Annotated in this window: 22 protein-coding genes; 11 read left to right on the top strand and 11 right to left on the bottom strand. The window is 34.5% G+C overall.

The features are described 5' to 3' along the window. Nucleotides 1–337 (bottom strand): Glu/Leu/Phe/Val dehydrogenase dimerization domain-containing protein (locus H033_RS0102665; RefSeq protein ID WP_026836962.1); only part of this gene is annotated, 337 nt, incomplete at its 3' end. A gap of 196 nt (nt 338–533) precedes the next feature. On the opposite strand from H033_RS0102665, the gene H033_RS0102660 reads away from it, so the two are divergent. Then, on the top strand, nt 534–1,310 hold the full coding sequence (locus H033_RS0102660; RefSeq protein ID WP_026836961.1) for a THC0290_0291 family protein: 777 nt from the start codon (nt 534–536) through the stop codon (nt 1,308–1,310). 55 nt (nt 1,311–1,365) lie between these two features. On the opposite strand, the gene H033_RS0102655 is transcribed toward H033_RS0102660, so the two are convergent. Beyond that, the gene (locus H033_RS0102655; RefSeq protein ID WP_026836960.1) at nt 1,366–2,508 is read right to left on the bottom strand and encodes a cystathionine gamma-synthase; all 1,143 of its coding nucleotides are present in this window, start codon (nt 2,506–2,508) and stop codon (nt 1,366–1,368) included. Nucleotides 2,509–2,599: 91 nt separating this feature from the next. Between H033_RS0102655 and H033_RS0102650 the strand changes: the two genes are divergently transcribed. From H033_RS0102650 to H033_RS0102640, 3 genes are all read left to right on the top strand, one after another. Then, the gene (locus H033_RS0102650) at nt 2,600–3,352 is read left to right on the top strand and encodes a DUF3298 and DUF4163 domain-containing protein (RefSeq protein WP_231367528.1); all 753 of its coding nucleotides are present in this window, start codon (nt 2,600–2,602) and stop codon (nt 3,350–3,352) included. A gap of 187 nt (nt 3,353–3,539) precedes the next feature. Then, nucleotides 3,540–3,893: an arsenate reductase family protein gene (locus tag H033_RS0102645; protein ID WP_026836958.1), complete on the top strand. Its 354-nt coding sequence runs from the start codon at nt 3,540–3,542 to the stop codon at nt 3,891–3,893. After that, on the top strand, nt 3,886–4,797 hold the full coding sequence (locus H033_RS0102640; protein ID WP_026836957.1) for a DMT family transporter: 912 nt from the start codon (nt 3,886–3,888) through the stop codon (nt 4,795–4,797). Before H033_RS0102645 ends, H033_RS0102640 begins: the two co-directional genes overlap by 8 nt. On the opposite strand, the gene H033_RS0102635 is transcribed toward H033_RS0102640, so the two are convergent. Next, entirely contained in the window at nt 4,769–5,257 is a 489-nt protein-coding gene (locus H033_RS0102635; RefSeq protein ID WP_026836956.1) for an acyl-CoA thioesterase, read from the bottom strand. The two genes, H033_RS0102640 and H033_RS0102635, sit on opposite strands and share 29 nt — an antisense overlap. Nucleotides 5,258–5,353: 96 nt before the next feature. Between H033_RS0102635 and H033_RS0102630 the strand changes: the two genes are divergently transcribed. The 4 genes from H033_RS0102630 to nadD all read left to right on the top strand — a co-directional run bounded on the left by H033_RS0102630 (nt 5,354) and on the right by nadD (nt 8,418). Continuing rightward, nucleotides 5,354–6,319, top strand: a complete 966-nt coding sequence (locus H033_RS0102630; protein WP_026836955.1) for a YheT family hydrolase — start codon at nt 5,354–5,356, stop codon at nt 6,317–6,319. A gap of 73 nt (nt 6,320–6,392) precedes the next feature. After that, nucleotides 6,393–7,250 carry a YicC/YloC family endoribonuclease gene (locus H033_RS0102625; RefSeq protein ID WP_026836954.1) on the top strand — a complete coding sequence of 286 codons (858 nt, stop codon included), beginning with the start codon at nt 6,393–6,395 and terminating at the stop codon, nt 7,248–7,250. Then, nucleotides 7,250–7,837: a guanylate kinase gene (gmk, locus tag H033_RS0102620; RefSeq protein WP_026836953.1), complete on the top strand. Its 588-nt coding sequence runs from the start codon at nt 7,250–7,252 to the stop codon at nt 7,835–7,837. The genes H033_RS0102625 and gmk overlap by 1 nt, the downstream gene beginning before the upstream one ends. After that, nucleotides 7,834–8,418, top strand: coding sequence for a nicotinate (nicotinamide) nucleotide adenylyltransferase (nadD, locus tag H033_RS0102615; protein WP_026836952.1), 585 nt, complete (start codon nt 7,834–7,836; stop codon nt 8,416–8,418). The genes gmk and nadD overlap by 4 nt, the downstream gene beginning before the upstream one ends. Before the next feature lie 147 nt (nt 8,419–8,565). Here the strand turns inward: nadD and lysM are convergent, their stop codons facing one another. Next, entirely contained in the window at nt 8,566–9,066 is a 501-nt protein-coding gene (lysM, locus tag H033_RS0102610) for a peptidoglycan-binding protein LysM (protein WP_026836951.1), read from the bottom strand. A 299-nt stretch (nt 9,067–9,365) separates the two neighbouring features. Between lysM and H033_RS0102605 the strand changes: the two genes are divergently transcribed. Further along, nucleotides 9,366–10,361: an NAD(P)H-dependent glycerol-3-phosphate dehydrogenase gene (locus H033_RS0102605; RefSeq protein WP_026836950.1), complete on the top strand. Its 996-nt coding sequence runs from the start codon at nt 9,366–9,368 to the stop codon at nt 10,359–10,361. A 44-nt stretch (nt 10,362–10,405) separates the two neighbouring features. Then, nucleotides 10,406–11,308: an EamA family transporter gene (locus tag H033_RS0102600; protein WP_026836949.1), complete on the top strand. Its 903-nt coding sequence runs from the start codon at nt 10,406–10,408 to the stop codon at nt 11,306–11,308. Nucleotides 11,309–11,319: 11 nt separating this feature from the next. Here the strand turns inward: H033_RS0102600 and H033_RS0102595 are convergent, their stop codons facing one another. From H033_RS0102595 to H033_RS0102580, 4 genes are all read right to left on the bottom strand, one after another. After that, complete coding sequence (locus tag H033_RS0102595; RefSeq protein WP_026836948.1) at nt 11,320–11,715, bottom strand: hypothetical protein; 396 nt, start codon at nt 11,713–11,715, stop codon at nt 11,320–11,322. 2 nt (nt 11,716–11,717) lie between these two features. Next, nucleotides 11,718–11,885 (bottom strand): hypothetical protein, encoded by a 168-nt coding sequence (locus H033_RS21740; protein WP_196809407.1) that lies wholly within the window; start codon nt 11,883–11,885, stop codon nt 11,718–11,720. Further along, nucleotides 11,886–12,908, bottom strand: a complete 1,023-nt coding sequence (pheS, locus tag H033_RS0102585) for a phenylalanine--tRNA ligase subunit alpha (RefSeq protein ID WP_026836947.1) — start codon at nt 12,906–12,908, stop codon at nt 11,886–11,888. It lies immediately after the preceding gene. Nucleotides 12,909–12,975: 67 nt separating this feature from the next. After that, a complete protein-coding gene (locus tag H033_RS0102580; protein WP_026836946.1) occupies nt 12,976–13,332 on the bottom strand; it encodes a hypothetical protein in 357 nt (118 codons plus the stop codon). A 46-nt stretch (nt 13,333–13,378) separates the two neighbouring features. On the opposite strand from H033_RS0102580, the gene H033_RS0102575 reads away from it, so the two are divergent. Beyond that, nucleotides 13,379–13,906 (top strand): CvpA family protein, encoded by a 528-nt coding sequence (locus H033_RS0102575; RefSeq protein WP_026836945.1) that lies wholly within the window; start codon nt 13,379–13,381, stop codon nt 13,904–13,906. A 65-nt stretch (nt 13,907–13,971) separates the two neighbouring features. Here H033_RS0102575 and can read toward each other — a convergent pair whose 3' ends face one another. From can to H033_RS19335, 3 genes are all read right to left on the bottom strand, one after another. Continuing rightward, the gene (gene can / locus H033_RS0102570; protein WP_026836944.1) at nt 13,972–14,607 is read right to left on the bottom strand and encodes a carbonate dehydratase; all 636 of its coding nucleotides are present in this window, start codon (nt 14,605–14,607) and stop codon (nt 13,972–13,974) included. A 15-nt stretch (nt 14,608–14,622) separates the two neighbouring features. Next, the gene (locus H033_RS0102565) at nt 14,623–16,212 is read right to left on the bottom strand and encodes a SulP family inorganic anion transporter (RefSeq protein WP_026836943.1); all 1,590 of its coding nucleotides are present in this window, start codon (nt 16,210–16,212) and stop codon (nt 14,623–14,625) included. A 269-nt stretch (nt 16,213–16,481) separates the two neighbouring features. Further along, a complete protein-coding gene (locus H033_RS19335) occupies nt 16,482–16,769 on the bottom strand; it encodes a hypothetical protein (protein WP_034886018.1) in 288 nt (95 codons plus the stop codon). Between the last annotated feature and the right edge of the window lie 68 nt (nt 16,770–16,837).

Genomic DNA, 16,837 nt, shown 5'->3' with positions numbered 1-16,837 from the left:
ATACCTGTTCGAATGCTAAGAATTTCAAAACACTTAGGTTAACAGTCGGATGAAAACGCAAACCACCTTTGTATGGTCCAATTGCAGAGTTCATTTGAATCCTGAAACCTCTGTTTATCTGCGTATTTCCTTTGTCGTCCAACCATGACACCCTGAACATAATTACACGCTCTGGTTCTACCATACGCTCTAAAAGCATGGCATTCTGATATTTTTTATTGTTTTCTATAAAGGGTATAACCGTTTCGGCAACCTCATGTACAGCTTGCATAAATTCTGGTTCGTTCTGATTTCTCTTAGAAACTACATCCAAAAAATCTTTTACACTTTGCTCCATAATATAGGATAAATTGTTAATTATAACGTTTTCGTAATTGAGTGCAAATATAAATTTTATATGAAGAAGAACGTTCAAATTTTATATTTTCATATAATATTAACTCTTTATAAGGCAAGAAGATATAAGTATAGTAATAGTTCTATCTTCGTTTGTGCCATTTTTATATATTTGTTTATACATCCACTTGTTGTATATGGGAAGATCCCGACTTATTCTGTTAATTTTATTTCTCTTTCTTTTCTGTAAAGAAAGCGGGTTTGCCCAACTCGGGATTTCGCATGAAATCGGAGTCTTAGTAGGGCCTGCCTCTTTTTTAACAGATTATGGGGAACGCTACGATCTGCAAAATAATGTAAGTAACTCGGGATTTGGTATTGGTCTCGTGCATTACATCAATTTTGCCTACAGAGCAGAGTGTAATTGCTATTCAGTAGACAGATATTTTAACGATCACTTTAAAATTAGGACCGAATTAGATTATTTTTGGACAAATCTGGAGCATATTGGGCCTGTTGCAGATAAGAATACGGTTGGTGGCAAACTCTTAAGAGGAATGCATGGTAAAACCCAAACATTCGAAATTGGAACACATTTGGAATACTATCCACTTAGCATTCGGGATTACGGTGCTTTTTCCTATCTATTTATGCCTTTTATTAGCCTAGGTGTTCACTTTGTTAATTATAATCCTGATGCTTATTCAGATTTTGGTCCTTTAAGCGATCCAAATAATGTTTTTCCAACTTTTGTAGGTGGAATAGATCTGGATGGTGGGTCTACTTGGACTATTGTTGGAATTGCCGGAGCCAGATATAAAATAAGCCCGGTGGCAGATATATCAATTGAAGGAAGATTTCAATATTACGATGTAGATTGGATTGACGGACTTAATATAAATGCGCCACAAAATAAATATAATGATGTTGTTTTCTGGTTGAATGTTGGGTTTATCTACTACCTAAACTATTAAAACAAAAAAGGCTTCAACTAAGCTGAAACCTTTTATCATAATTATTTTTAAAAATCTATCCCAAAGCTTGTTTTAGATCTTCAATAAGATCCTCATCGTCTTCAATCCCTACACTTAAACGAATTAAAGAATCTATAATTCCTATCTTCTCTCTTTCCTCCTTAGGAATAGAAGCATGCGTCATACTTGCTGGATGGCCCGCTAAAGACTCTACACCACCAAGAGATTCAGCTAAAGTGAAAACTTTTAGGTTTTCTAAAAGCTTAACAGCGCTTTCTAATGTTTTTTCTGAAGTAGTAAAAGAGATCATTCCTCCAAAAGCTTTCATTTGTGCTTTTGCAATATCATGATTTGGGTGATCCTCGAAACCTGGCCAATATACTTTATCTACTTTAGGATGTGATTTTAAGAACTTAGCCACTTTCTCTGCATTCTCACAATGTCTTTGCATTCTAATGTGCAAAGTTTTGATTCCTCTTAGCACTAAAAAGCTGTCTTGTGGACCACAAACGGCACCACTCGCGTTTTGCACAAAATACAATCTGTTTGCCAGTTCTTTATCTTTTACCACAAGTGAACCCAATACCACATCACTATGGCCTCCTAAATACTTAGTTGCACTATGCATTACAATATCTGCCCCTAGATCTAAGGGTTGCTGTAGATAAGGAGTTGCAAATGTATTATCTACCGCTAATAGCAACTTGTGCTTTTTAGCAAGTTTAGAACACGCAACGATATCTATAATATTCATCATTGGATTAGTTGGGGTTTCTACCCAAATCAATTTTGTGTTCTTATTTATATATTCCTCGATCTTACTGGCATCTTGCATGCCAATAAAGTGGAATTTAAGACCAAGTCCCTCAAAGATCTTAGTAAAAAGTCTATAAGAACCCCCATAAAGATCATTGGTAGATATGATCTCATCACCAGGTTTAAATAATTTCATAACTGCATCTATAGCTGCTAATCCAGAACCAAAAGCAAGACCGAATTCCCCATTTTCAATACTAGCAAGCGCATTCTCTAAAGCAGATCTCGTTGGGTTTCCACTACGAGAATATTCAAAACCTTTATGATCACCTGGAGTAGTTTGAGAATAGGTAGTGGTTTGATAAATTGGAGGCATTACAGAACCGTATGCAGGATCTATATTATGTTGTCCTCCGTGTATCGTTTTAGTGTTGAATTTCATATATAAATATTTGTTGTAAATGTACTTCTCGTAGTGGGCAACTACAAAATAGCATGTACCTTTATCCCTAATTTAACATAGAAATCTCGTAGTGAAAAAACTGTTTTTAGCCTTGACATTCAACTTATTGTTGATTGGTTGTAATAAAGATGCTCCAGAATTAAGTTTTGATGAGCTGAATATTGAGCAAGTTTCTGAGTTAAACTGTAATCCAGAAGAGGAAAACTGCACGTTTATAGGGATCACAGTGCCTTGGGCAATGGGTAAAGATACTCGCAGCAATTTATTGAACAGTCATATAGAAGATCATATTATTAAACTGATAGATTATCAGGATAACAAAGAATTAAATTCGTTAGAAAACTTAGCACAAACCTTTATTAAGGATTATGAAGCTAGCGCCAAAGAATTTCCAGAATACAATATTCCATGGGAAGCATTTGTAGAAGGAAAACTTACTTACGAATCTGAAAAAATTATATCTATTCAGTTTGACCTTGCGCTATTTACTGGCGGGGCACATGGATATACTAGTATTACTTATCTAAATTTCGATCCTGAATCTGGAAGGCTTATTTCCAATAATGCTCTGTTTTCAGAGGATTTTAAAAATTTTGCTGAAGAAAGGTTTCGAAAGAAAAATGATATTCCAGAGAATGAACCTATCAACAGCACCGGATTATTTTTTGAAGATGATAAATTTCAGCTCCCACAAAATATTGGATTTCATGAAAATAAAATCGTCTTAAGATATAATGCCTACGAAATTGCATCTTATTCTGAAGGAACTATTCAGTTAGAATTCAAAATGGATGAGGTTAAAAAGTATTTTAAAATTCTTTAATCCCTCATTGAGAGTTTAATTCCCCGAGGCCTGCCCGAAACATTCAGGCGGGCTTGCATCGAATTTTTAAAAGTATTTTCCAAGTCATAGCTCATGGGCTTGCCCCGAGGTTCTTGATTTTTGAAGAGTTATCAAAATGATTGTTTTGCCTAAAAAGTGTTTTTGCCAAGATTTATAAAAAATTATTATGAAAAAGATCTATCACCTCTCCTCCTGTTCTACTTGTAAAAGAATCTTAAAGGAATTAGAACCTTCTTCTGCTTATATTTTACAGGATATAAAAGAAGACCCATTAACTATAGAGCAACTGGAGGAAATGTATGAGTTGGCGGGAAGCTACGAGTCATTATTCAGCAAAAGAGCTCAGCTTTATAAAGAGAAGAATTTAAAAAATGAGACGTTAGATGAAAGAAATTATAAGAATTTAATTCTGGAACATTATACTTTTTTGAAGCGGCCTGTTATTATAAATAACGATGAGATCTTTATAGGGAATTCTAAAAGCACAGTAGAGGCTGCCAAAATTGCCATGAATGAATAGCCGAACGCTTGCAATTCTAGCGGCAACGGGAGCGAGTGCTATTTACGGGGTAAACCATACTATAGCCAAGGGATTAATGCCTGTTTATATAGAACCTTTTGGATTTATATTCTTGAGGGTCACCGGAGCGGCTATATTATTTTGGATCATAAGTTTTTGGGGGCCAAAAGAAAAAGTAGCTACCGGAGATTGGACCAGGCTTATAGCTTGCGCAATTTTTGGAATGGTGATAAACATGCTGATGTTCTTTAAAGGCCTTAGCCTATCTACACCAATAAACAGCTCTGTTATAATTACAGTTTCACCCATTCTTGTCCTATTGCTTGCTGCAGTGTTAATCAAGGAAAAAATAACACTTTTAAAAACTGCCGGAATAGTAATTGGACTTGCCGGCGCTTTAGCTTTGGTGCTTTTTAGCGATCCAGAAACCGTAAATGCTCCAAATATTCCAGTGGGAAATATGCTATTTATTGTTAATGCTTTTTCCTATGGGATATACCTGATTCTTGTAAAACCATTAACTTCAAAATACCACCCTTTCACTCTAATGAAATGGTTGTTTTTATTTGCGGTTATTATAAACTTCCCAATCACGATTTCCGAATTTTCTCAAGTGGAATGGTTGGAGTTACCAGCACATGCCATTTGGAAAATGGGATTTGTAATTATAGGAACTACATTTTCAACCTATTTATTGAATATTTATGCCTTAAAAGAATTAAGTGCCGCGACTATAAGCGCATTCATTTATTTACAGCCGCTAATAGCCATTACTTTCGCTGTTGCCACGGGAGCAGATTCTTTAGATATGGTAAAAATAACCGCAGCAATTTTAGTGTTTACAGGAGTTTATATGGTTACCAGAAAGACAAAACCTAAACTGGTTTCGACTCCAAATCCTTAGGTGATTTCCCATATTTACGGGTATCCTCTTTAGTTAATATTCTAAAATCTTCTGTATGTGGAATATTGTCTATGTCTTTTCTCATATGCTCTGGCAAGCCTGTAAGTTTACGCTCTTTAAGATCTATCCATCCCCCCATTGCCTCACAAGTTGCTAAATTTCTTCCTTTATAATCGTAGAAGTTATGGACAAATTCAAAATACATTCCATCTTCAGAAAGGCCTTTTAACTCTAAGCTCACTTTTATCGGCATTCCCATAAATACCTCGCGGAAATAATAAATATGCTCATAGAAAACCACCGGTCCCAAGTTGTTTTTGGCTAAAGAATTCTGATCGAATCCATTTTCCATGAAATAACCCATTCTGGTATGACTCATGAAATTAATGTAGGCCGAATTTGCTAAATGCCTATTCGCATCAATATCACTCCATCGTATTTCAAATTCTTTCGTATACATATTTTCAAAATTTTGATAAAATTACTAATTTTTATTATGCGTGCATAATTAAATAAGTTAAGTATATGCCATTTAATTTTCCGAGATTTGTGACTTATGCCAATAGTAGAAAGCACCTATATTCCGCCATACATCTTCAGAAATTATCATATTTCTACAATCTATGCTGCAAAACTGAGAAGTATAAAGCCTGTACCGCAAACCAGAGAGCGTTTAAAACTAGAAGACGGAGACTTTATAGATATAGACTGGAGTTATGCCAATTCTTGTAGCTCCAATAAGGTTCTCGTTATACTTCATGGGTTGGATGGAAATGCACAACGCCCTTATGTTTTGGGTCTTGCGCATCATTTTAATCACCATGGCTGGGATGTGGCTGCATTTAATTTTAGAGGCTGTAGTGGAGAAATAAACAAGCTTTACAGATCTTATAATGCAGGGGCTAGCGAAGATCTTAATAATGTAGTTACCTATATTCTTTCCAATAAAAAATACGAAACCATGGCTATTAACGGTTTCAGCTTGGGAGCGAATTTATTATTGAAATATTTAGGGGAAGGAAACGATCTTCCTGAAGAATTAAAGGCTGCGGTTGCAATTTCTGCTCCCTGCGATCTTTATGCATCCCTTAAGAAATTGGAGGAAAGTAGAAACTGGATTTATTCCACGCGTTTTATAATGCAGCTTAAAAAACAATTGTTTTTAAGAGAGAAACATTTTCCTGAAGAAATCACCAAAAAGCAGATCGCCAATTGCTCCAATTTGTATGAAATAGACGAATTGTATACCAGTCAGGCCCATGGTTATGAGAACGCGTTAGAGTATTACGAAAAAAGTAGCGCCTTGAGTTTTCTGTCTAACATTAAAACTCCAACACTGCTAATAAATGCTAAGAATGACGGATTTCTTTCAGAGAATTCATCTCCCATTGATATCGCAAAAAGCAATCCGGATTTTTATTTAGAGACTCCGGAGTACGGAGGTCATGTAGGATTTCTTCAGAATAAAGATGCCACTTATACCGAAGAGCGGGCTTTAGAATTTATAACTTACCATTTATAGCTCATACTTTCCTTAAGATTCTTTGTCCTGCTTAAGATTTGGTTATCTTTGCCCAACCTTTTAAAAATCAAGCATGATTCAGTCAATGACCGGTTTTGGGAAAAGCCTTTTACAGCTTCCTTCCAAAAAAATTACTATAGAAATTAAATCTCTTAACAGCAAAAGTCTGGATCTTAATGCCAGAATCCCGGGTCAATACCGTGAAAAAGAATTGCTTCTAAGAAATATTATAGCAAAATCGCTAGTTAGAGGAAAAGTGGATTTTTCTTTATATGTTGAAGTTACCGGTGAGGAAACTACTTCTTCCATAAACCCTATAGTAGTAAAAAAATATATGGAGCAGTTGAGGCAAATTGCTAATATAGATGATGATGAATTGCTAAAAATGGCTATTCGTATGCCAGATACCATGAAATCTGAAAGGGAAGAAATTGAAGAAACAGAATTCATCGAGATCGAAAAAACTTTGCAACAAGCCTTAACCGAGATCAATTCTTTTAGAACTGATGAGGGAAATGCTTTGGAGAAAGATCTCATGTTTAGAGTTTCCAATATCGCACAATTGCTTCAGGACATTATAGCGATGGATCCAGATAGAATTGAAGGGGTAAGAGAACGTTTAAGAAAAGGGGTTGCAGATCTTCAGGAAAAGGTGGATGAAAACAGATTCGAGCAGGAATTGGTATATTATATAGAAAAGTTTGACATCACAGAAGAAAAGGTTCGATTGGAAAACCACTTATCTTATTTTCTAGAAACCATTAATTCTCCTGACTCTAATGGAAGAAAATTAGGTTTTATTTCCCAAGAAATGGGTAGAGAGATCAATACTATTGGTAGCAAATCCAATTATGCTCCTATGCAGCAATTGGTTGTGCAAATGAAAGATGAGCTGGAAAAAATAAAAGAACAACTTTTAAACGTATTGTAATGAAAACTGGTAAATTAATCGTTTTTTCTGCACCCTCGGGATCAGGAAAAACTACCATAGTTCAGCATTTATTAGCTCATTCAGAGTTAAATCTGGAATTTTCAATTTCAGCAACATCACGCGAACCAAGGGGAGATGAAGTGGAAGGGAAAGATTATTATTTCTTGAATTTACATGAATTCAAACAAAAGATCAAAAAGGAAGAGTTCTTAGAATGGGAAGAAGTATATCGTGATAATTTTTACGGAACTTTAAAGGCAGAAATAGAACGTATATGGGCACATGGTAAAAATGTGATCTTCGATATAGACGTAGTTGGAGGTTTAGACATAAAACATATTTATCCTAAAAAAACCTTGGCGGTTTTTGTAAAACCACCAAGTATTGAGGAGCTTAAAATTAGATTAAAAAAGCGCAAGACAGAAAGCGAGGATAAGATAAACATGCGAGTTGCAAAAGCTTCTATAGAGCTTGCTACCGCACCTCAATTCGATTTTATTATAGAGAACAACAATCTACAAATTGCCTTGGATGAAGCTTATAATCTTGTTTCCACCTTTGTTGAAGCCAATAGCGAATTAGGATGAAAAAAAAGGTAGGACTTTATTTTGGCACATTTAACCCTATCCATTCCGGACATCTTATAATTGCTAATTATATGGTTGAATTTTCTGAGCTTACTGAAGTTTGGATGGTTGTTACACCACATAATCCTTTTAAAAATAAAAGTAGCCTTCTAGATAATCATCATCGCTTAGAGATGGTCTATAAAGCCTGTGAAGATTATCCTAATTTAAAACCTAGCGATATTGAGTTTGGCCTTCCGCAACCAAATTACACCGTAAACACCTTGATCCAATTAGAGGAGAAATATCCAGATCTGGAATTTGCCCTAATTATGGGGGAGGATAATTTAAAGAGTTTTCATAAGTGGAAAAACTATGAAGTGATCCTAGAGCGATACTCCATTTTTGTATATCCAAGAATATCTAAAGGATTGATAGAAAATGAGTTTCTAACTCATGCTAAAATCACACGAGTTCCTGCTCCAATAATAGAAATGTCTTCTACATTTATAAGAAAAGCGGTTAAAGAAGGGAAGAATATTAAGCCTATGTTACCAGAGAAAGTCTGGAAGTACTTAGATGAGATGAATTTCTATAAATAAAAAACTGTTTAAAAAATTATTTTGATCTTCAGTTGAGTTAATTGATCCTACTTTTTTCATTATGGAACTATAACCTAGCACATCGACTGCGCTCAATATAAAACCTCAAATTTTTTAAACAGTTCTCTAATAATCAAATATCAAAATTTATTTTTTCAAAGCCGGAATTCGTAAAACCTGTCCAGGATATATTTTATCTGGATCTGTAAGCATTGGCTTGTTTGCTTCAAATATCTCTGGATATTTATTTGCAGATCCGTAATGTTCTTTTGCTATTTTACTTAAAGAATCTCCTCTTTCAACAGTATGGAAAACAGCCTCAGGCTCTTTATTTTCCACTACCATATTATCATCTACCTGTGCAATTCCTTCTACATTTCCAACTACTAAAATAATTTTTTCTCTAGTGGTTTGGTCATATGCTTTTCCACTTATTCTGGCCATATCATCACTAATATGAATTTTAAGATTTTCTACTTTAAGATTAAGATCATGAATGGTAGTTTCTAATTTTTTAGCAGCCTTTTTGTTTTCTAATTCTTCTGCTTTATCATTTTCTCCACCTACAACGGGAGTTTTATCTCTAGTATTCTTTTTAGAACCAAAAATTTTGGCTCCTGCATTTTTAATAAAAGTAAATAATCCCATTACGTAATTTATTAGTTAGTTTTCTATAAACAAATTACAAATTCAGCACTACACTAACTACATTGTTTGTATTAAAATTTTGTTAGTATTTAAAAAAACAGCGCAGAGCTTATTAAACTCTACGCTGTTTCATTAAATAACCAACCAAAAAACTAAATTAAAGACGATAATATCAACCATTACCAATCTTCTATTTTATAACGGTATTAAAATAAAAAAATTGTAGTATACTAATAATAAAACCTGAAGAATTTACATTGTGTTAAAATTATGTATTTTTGAAGTGAAGAAAATTTATTATGAATAACACTCCTAAATTTGGTGTATTTGGCGGCGGAAGTTGGGCCACAGCGATCGTTAAAATGCTTGCTGAAAATCTCGATGAGATTAATTGGTATATGCGCAGCGAAACAGCCATAGAACATATAAGAACTCAAGACCATAATCCTAACTATTTAAGTTCTGTTGAATTTGATGTAAAAAAACTTCATTTAAGCAGTGATATTAATGAAGTAGTGAGAAATTCAGACTATCTGATATTTGCAATTCCTTCAGCATTTGTAAAGAGAGAGTTAGACAAGCTTACTGAATCTTTAGATGGTAAGGTGATCTTCTCTGCTATTAAAGGTATTGTACCAGAAACCAGTTTAATTGTAGGAGAACATTTTAATCAGGAATATTTTGTGCCAGAGGAAAATATTGGAGTGATCACAGGACCTTGTCATGCTGAGGAAGTTGCTCTTGAACGTCTTTCTTATCTAACAATTGCTTGTTTAGATGAGGAAAAAGCAAATATCGTGGCTAAGCATTTACAGAGTGATTATATTACTTGCAAGACTAGTGACGATGTTACAGGTACAGAATATGCTGCTATGCTTAAGAACATTTATGCCATTGCAGCTGGAATTGCTCACGGATTAGGCTATGGAGATAATTTCCAAAGTGTATTAATGAGCAATGCCATTCGAGAAATGAAAAAATTCATTAAGAAAGTGCATAAGATGAAACGAAACATCAACGATTCGGCTTATCTAGGAGATCTTCTTGTAACTGGATATTCTGTTTTTAGTAGAAACAGAATGTTTGGAAATATGATTGGAAAAGGATATACCGTTAAAAGTGCACAAATGGAAATGAATATGGTGGCTGAGGGCTATTATGCAACCGAAAGTGCTTATAAGATAAACCTAGATAAAGGCGCTAAAACCCCAATTATAAATGCAGTTTATAGCATTTTATATGAAGGGAAAAATCCAAAGGCCGTCTTTAAAAAATTAGCCGAAAAATTAAACTAGCCTCGCCGGTTTAGCTTCTAAACAAAATCAACTTATTTTATTTTATGAATAATTCTATCCTAAAAGGCAGCATATTAGTTGCCTTAGGAGCCTCCAGTTATGGAATGCTTACTACTTTTGTGAAAATGGCATATGAGGAAGGCTACACATCGTATGAGATCACTTTTTCTCAAATGATTTTGGGTCTTATCGGCCTAATTATTATTAATTTCTTATTCGTAAAGGAGAAACAGAATTATATAAAGGAAACCAAGACCAAAAGTATTTTAAAACTGATGGCTGCAGGGACCTCTCTAGGTCTTACCAGTATCTTTTACTATTTTGCAGTTAAATATATCCCAGTATCTATAGGTATAGTCCTACTAATGCAAAGTGTATGGATTAGCGTATTACTTGAGTCTATTATAACCAAGAAAAAGCCTGAATTAAATAAGATACTTGCTGTAATAGTTATACTAATTGGAACTGTATTGGCAACAAATATCTTAATTGACTCTATAAAACTGGATTGGAGAGGTATCGGCTGGGGACTTTTAGCAGCGGTATCTTACACCGTAACAATATACACCTCTAATACAGTAGCGCTTCATTTACATTCCTTTAGACGAAGTTTGTGGATGATGTTGGGCGGAACTATAATAATTGCCATAATATCGGCTCCATTTCTCTTAGAACAGTTTAATCTAGATATCTTTAAAAAATGGGGATTAATATTAGCCTTATTCGGAACCATCTTGCCTCCTATTCTTTTCACTAGAGGAATGCCAAAGATAAATGTAGGATTGGGAGCAATTATTTCTTCAGTAGAACTACCTGTGGCTGTAATACTAGCCTACTTTTTACTAGATGAAGTGATAAATATTTATCAATGGACAGGCATCGTAATTATTATAGCCTCTGTGATTCTTATGAATATGCCTAAGCTTTTTAAGGCTAAGAAGAATTAAGTAAACAAAATCTAGACGGCCAAAATACCTTTCAAATTCATGATAGGGATTTCTGTTAATGCGCTTTCTTTTACTGTGTTTTGTGGCAATGTAAAAGTGCGTTCGTACATTTTACCTTCAGCAAAAAATGTAATGGAGAATTTGTTATCTAACTTTAATAGCTTTTCCTGTAAGAACTCGATCTTAGCGAAATATTTAGCCGGAAGCAGCTTAATAGAATGTCTCATAGCAGGAGTGATTTGCTTCTCATTAGAGCCACTAGTAACAATAAGGATCATTTCCAAGGGATCATTCCTGTCATTAATAATATAGGCGTTCCAGTCCATCGTTTTATATTCCGGATGCTGTTCATAAACAGCCGCAACATAAACATCTTTCACTTCAGGTATTTCAATGTCTTTTCTCAAATCTAATCGAATGTTTGTTTTATCTTATTCCATGCGATCCAAAGTAAGATTGCAGCAGCAAGAAAAAGAATAGCTCCAATCGCTATCTCAACAACAGCAATAATAAGAGTTACATAAATAATTACTGCAAATATTACGATTGCAAGTAACAAGAAGCCCATTTTTTTCATCTATAATGCTGATTTAAATTGTTTGAGGAAACGTACATCGTTCTCATAAAACATTCTAATATCTCCTATTTGATACAATAACATTGCTATTCTCTCTATTCCCATTCCAAAAGCAAAACCAGAATATTCTGTAGGATCTATTCCGCAGTTCTTTAAAACATTAGGATCCACCATTCCGCAACCCATAATTTCTAACCAACCGGTTCCCTTGGTAATACGGTAATCGGTTTCGGTTTCCAGTCCCCAATAAATATCCACCTCAGCACTAGGTTCTGTAAATGGAAAATACGAAGGTCTTAAGCGAATCTTTGATTTCCCGAAGAGTTGCTTGGTAAAGTAGAGTAAAGTTTGTTTAAGGTCTGCAAAAGAGACATCCTTATCTATGTACAAGCCTTCTACTTGGTGAAAAATACAGTGAGATCTAGCAGAAATCGCTTCATTTCTAAAAACTCTTCCCGGGGAAATAGTTCTAATTGGCGGTTTATTCTCCTCCATATATCGCACCTGTACAGATGATGTATGGGTGCGCAATAAGATATCTGATGGATCTGTTTGTATAAAAAACGTATCCTGCATATCTCTCGCAGGATGATATTCAGGAAGATTCAATGCCGTAAAGTTATGCCAGTCATCTTCAATTTCTGGCCCTTCAGAAACATTGAAACCAATGTTCGAAAAAATCTCTATAATCTGATTTTTAACAATAGAAATTGGATGCCTGGATCCTATTTGTATAGGTTCTGAAGGTCGTGTAAGATCTCCATATTTACCTTTTTCTTCTTGCTTGCCCTCCAAAGCTTCCTTTAAAATGGTGACTTTTTCAGTAGCAGCGTTCTTTAGCGTATTAATGGCTTGACCAAAATCTTTTTTCTCCTCGTTGGGAACGTTTTTAAATTCAGCAAAAAACTGATTTAAAAAACCTTTCTTTCCCAAATATTCAATTCTGAAAGCTTCTATTTCTGAAGGATTGTCTGAACTGAATCCTTCAACCTTTGAAATATGTTCCTTTATCTTATCAATCATCACTACATTTCTTTAAAGAGGGGCAAATTTACTAAAATTGAGCATTTTGCCTACTATCCTAATTGGCTTATTCTATATATCCATTTTCCATAAAATAATTCACGATCGCTTCTTTCATTAAAACCGATTGCTCCCCAGCTTTTAAGCTTGGTAATGTTTCTATAGTTTTATAATGAGGCCACTTATCTTCATCAAAATATTCAAATTCATAGTATCCATAAGGCTCCAAAAGCCTGCATATTGCAATATGCATAAGATCTAATTTATGATCTTTTTTGAATTTTTTATGAGGTTGTCCAAGTTCCTGTACTCCTACTAAATATATAATTGCATCTAGATCTAACAAATCTCCATCTGCAAATTGATTGGAGATTTTTTGCTGTAAAGCACTCCAACGCTCTTTTAATTGTTCATCTCTTGCCATTTGGCAAAGATACGTATCTTGGGACTTGTAACACTATCCAAAAAAGATGAATATTGTAGATATCATACTAGGGGTAATCCTACTATACGGAATGGTAAGAGGGTTTTTTCGTGGTTTTTTTGCTGAATTGGCTTCTTTAGTTGGTTTTATTCTAGGAATATATATAGCAGTCTATTTTTCGCATTATATAAGTGACTACTTAGTAGAAAGGGTTGCGTGGAATATGAGGTATGTTAACCTGGCCTCTTTTGCCATCACATTTATTATGGTTGTGTTCTTAATATCGCTTGCTGGGCAATTTTTAACCAAAGTGGCCGGATTTGCTGCTCTTGGTGTTTTAAACAAACTTATTGGTGCTAGTTTCGGCTTTATAAAAGTTGCATTTGTAGTGAGTGTTGTAATTATGTTCTTTGGATCTACCAATGAGGATATAAAAATAGTAGAGCAGGAGACCTTGGAAGATTCTATATTATATGCTCCTATAAGAACTATCGCTCCTATTTTAATTCCTGCCATTCTAATAGAAGCGCGAGATCTAGATCTTATCAAAGAAGAAGAAAAAGCTGAAGCATAAAAAATCCGCCAACTTAATTCAATAAAATTGAATCATGTTGGCGGATCATATTCTTGATTATTTCCCTAGAAATTTAACTGATAGACTTTTTCCAGTTGGGAATCATTGCTAAAGTTTACTTCCAGATCTTTAATAATTCCAGATCCTACTCCATATACCCATCCGTGAACACTTAGATCTTGATTATTCTTCCATGCGTTCTGAATTATAGACGTCTTAGCAAGATCAAAAACTTGTTCTTTTACATTGAATTCTACAAAAGAATCAAAACGCTCTTTTTCATCAGAAATAGCATTCAATTCATCTTTATGTAATCTGTACACATCCTTAATATGGCGTATCCAGTTATCTATTAAGCCAACAGATTGCTGTTCCATCGCTGCTTTTACACCTCCACAACCATAATGGCCACATACAATTACGTGCTTTACCTTAAGGATGTTTACAGCATAATCCAGCACACTCAACATATTCATGTCTGTATGCACCACCATATTGGCTATGTTTCTATGTACAAATACTTCCCCAGGCTCTGCCCCTATAATTTCATTCGCAGGAACCCTGCTATCTGCACAACCTATCCACAGAATTGGAGGTTGTTGCCCGTTAGCTAATTTCTTAAAATATTCTGGGTCAAGCTTCAACTTGCTCTCTACCCATTTTTTATTGTTTTCTATTAAATTTTTATATAGGTCTTGCATCTAATTTTCTTTTTATTAATGGGCTGCTTCAAATACTTCTATTCCAAAAATCTCTCTATAACTAACAGGGTTTTCAAAAATCCCTCTTTCAGATATAAATTTAATCTTTATATCCTTGTTCCTTGCTGTTACCGCAAAATCTTCTAGGATCTCTAAAACATCTAAATCTAAAGATCTTGTCTTAGTAACATCGATCTCTAGAAAAGTATTAGCTGGTAATGTGTTGAGCTCTCGCTGTATAGCTCCTTTGTTTAGGAATGTTACCTCTTCAGCAAAAACCATTTTTATTTTTCTGGCGCCATTGGATACATCTTCCATATGCAGAAAATGTGAGTTTTTGTAGCTGTTTATTAAAATGGTAATAATTCCAACTGCTAGTCCTAACAAAATACCTACTAAAAGGTCTGTTGCTACAATTGCTACAACCGTTACTAGAAAGGGAATAAACTGAGATTTACCCAACTTGAACATTTGAATAAATTGTTTTGGATTAGCCAGTTTGTATCCAATTATTAACAATACTGCAGCTAATACTCCCAGTGGAATTAAGTTGAGAAAATGAGGAATTAGTAGCACACTAAAAAGCAATAAAAAACCGTGAAGAATTGTTGAAAGTTTTGTTTTCCCTCCGCTCATAACATTGGCAGAACTTCTTACAATTACCTGAGTAATTGGCAAACCTCCTACTAATCCGGAAAAAGTGTTTCCTACACCTTGCGCTATTAATTCTCTATTGGTTGGGGTTACTCGCTTTGCTGGGTCCAACTTATCTGTTGCTTCAACACTCAATAGAGTTTCTAAACTTGCTACGATTGCTATGGTGATTGCAACAATATATATATCAGAGTTGCCCAGTTGTGTGAAATCTGGAAAAGTAAATTGCCCAATAAAATCTGAAACGTTATCTGGCACAGGTACATTTACAAGATTTTTTCCTGTAATTTCAAAAATGGTAGTAGTATCACTAAAAATTAATTGATAGCTAATACCAGCTATAACTGCAACCAAGGGTCCTGGCACAAGTTTGAAAAATTTATTCTTCTTAGCCAAGACATTATCCCAAACCAACAATATCAATAAAGAAATAGCTGTTATAACTATTACTCCAATCGATACAAAATCTGTCATATGGGCAAGGCTCAAAAATGTATCTCGTCCTGTAGTTTCAAAAAAAGAAAACACACTATCAGATTGATTATCGAACCCCATAGCGAGCGGAATTTGTTTTAAAAATATAATGATTCCAATGGCAGACAACATTCCTTTTATCACAGAAGATGGAAAGAAATATCCAATTACTCCTGCCTTTAATAATCCTAAAACAATCTGCATAATTCCGGCAAGAACTACGGCCACTAAAAACAACTCATAACTACCAAGATCTGAGATTGCTGTAAGCACTACTACTGCCAATCCTGCTGCAGGACCACTAACTCCTAGGGAAGAACCAGATCCAATCCCAACAACTATTCCTCCAATAATTCCTGCAATAACGCCGGAAAATAATGGTGCCCCACTGGCAAGAGCAATACCCAAACATAAAGGTAGGGCCACAAAAAATACCACCAAACTTGCTGGTAAATCACTTTTTAAATTCTTAAACATGTAAATAATATGTGTAACAGGAACTGTGATTTTGGATCTTCCTAAAAATGGAAATCCCCCACTGCTAATCTCATAGAGATTTGCAATAAGATATCTGATAACGGACCCTATTTTTGGCCCATATCCTAAACAATTCCTTTATTTATAATTAATTAATAAGGGGAATTACTTTTAAGATAAGTGTGATAGTTTTCTTACCAAACCTTCAATAGATGTATGGTTTTAGAAAATCTAACTTAAATTAATGGTAACATGAAAATCGAAAGATATTATGCCAGATCTGGCGGAGGTGATATAACTTCAAAATAAAGCGATTGTAAGTTGTGCTTTTCCCTGTGAAGGATCACAGATTTTTTACTTAGAAAATCAATACTCAATTGATTTTCTCTTACCTCATTATTTGTGAACTCTGTAGAAATATTGTTCTTGGCCTGTTCCTCTTCAGCAGTAGAAGAAATAAATGAAATATCGGTATTGTTATCTATAAGTACCACAATCGTTGGCACCATGAGAAAACTCACGAAAATAAATACTAATATATAGGCCGTTTTCAACATTTCGGCAAAAATAACAATATTGTTTAATTAGAAAAAAGAATCCCTATAAATTAACCTATTGTTAGTAT

The organism is Gillisia sp. JM1, from assembly GCF_000424645.1.
Lineage (GTDB): Bacteria > Bacteroidota > Bacteroidia > Flavobacteriales > Flavobacteriaceae > Gillisia.
This window is presented reverse-complemented; position numbering and strand designations above follow the sequence as displayed.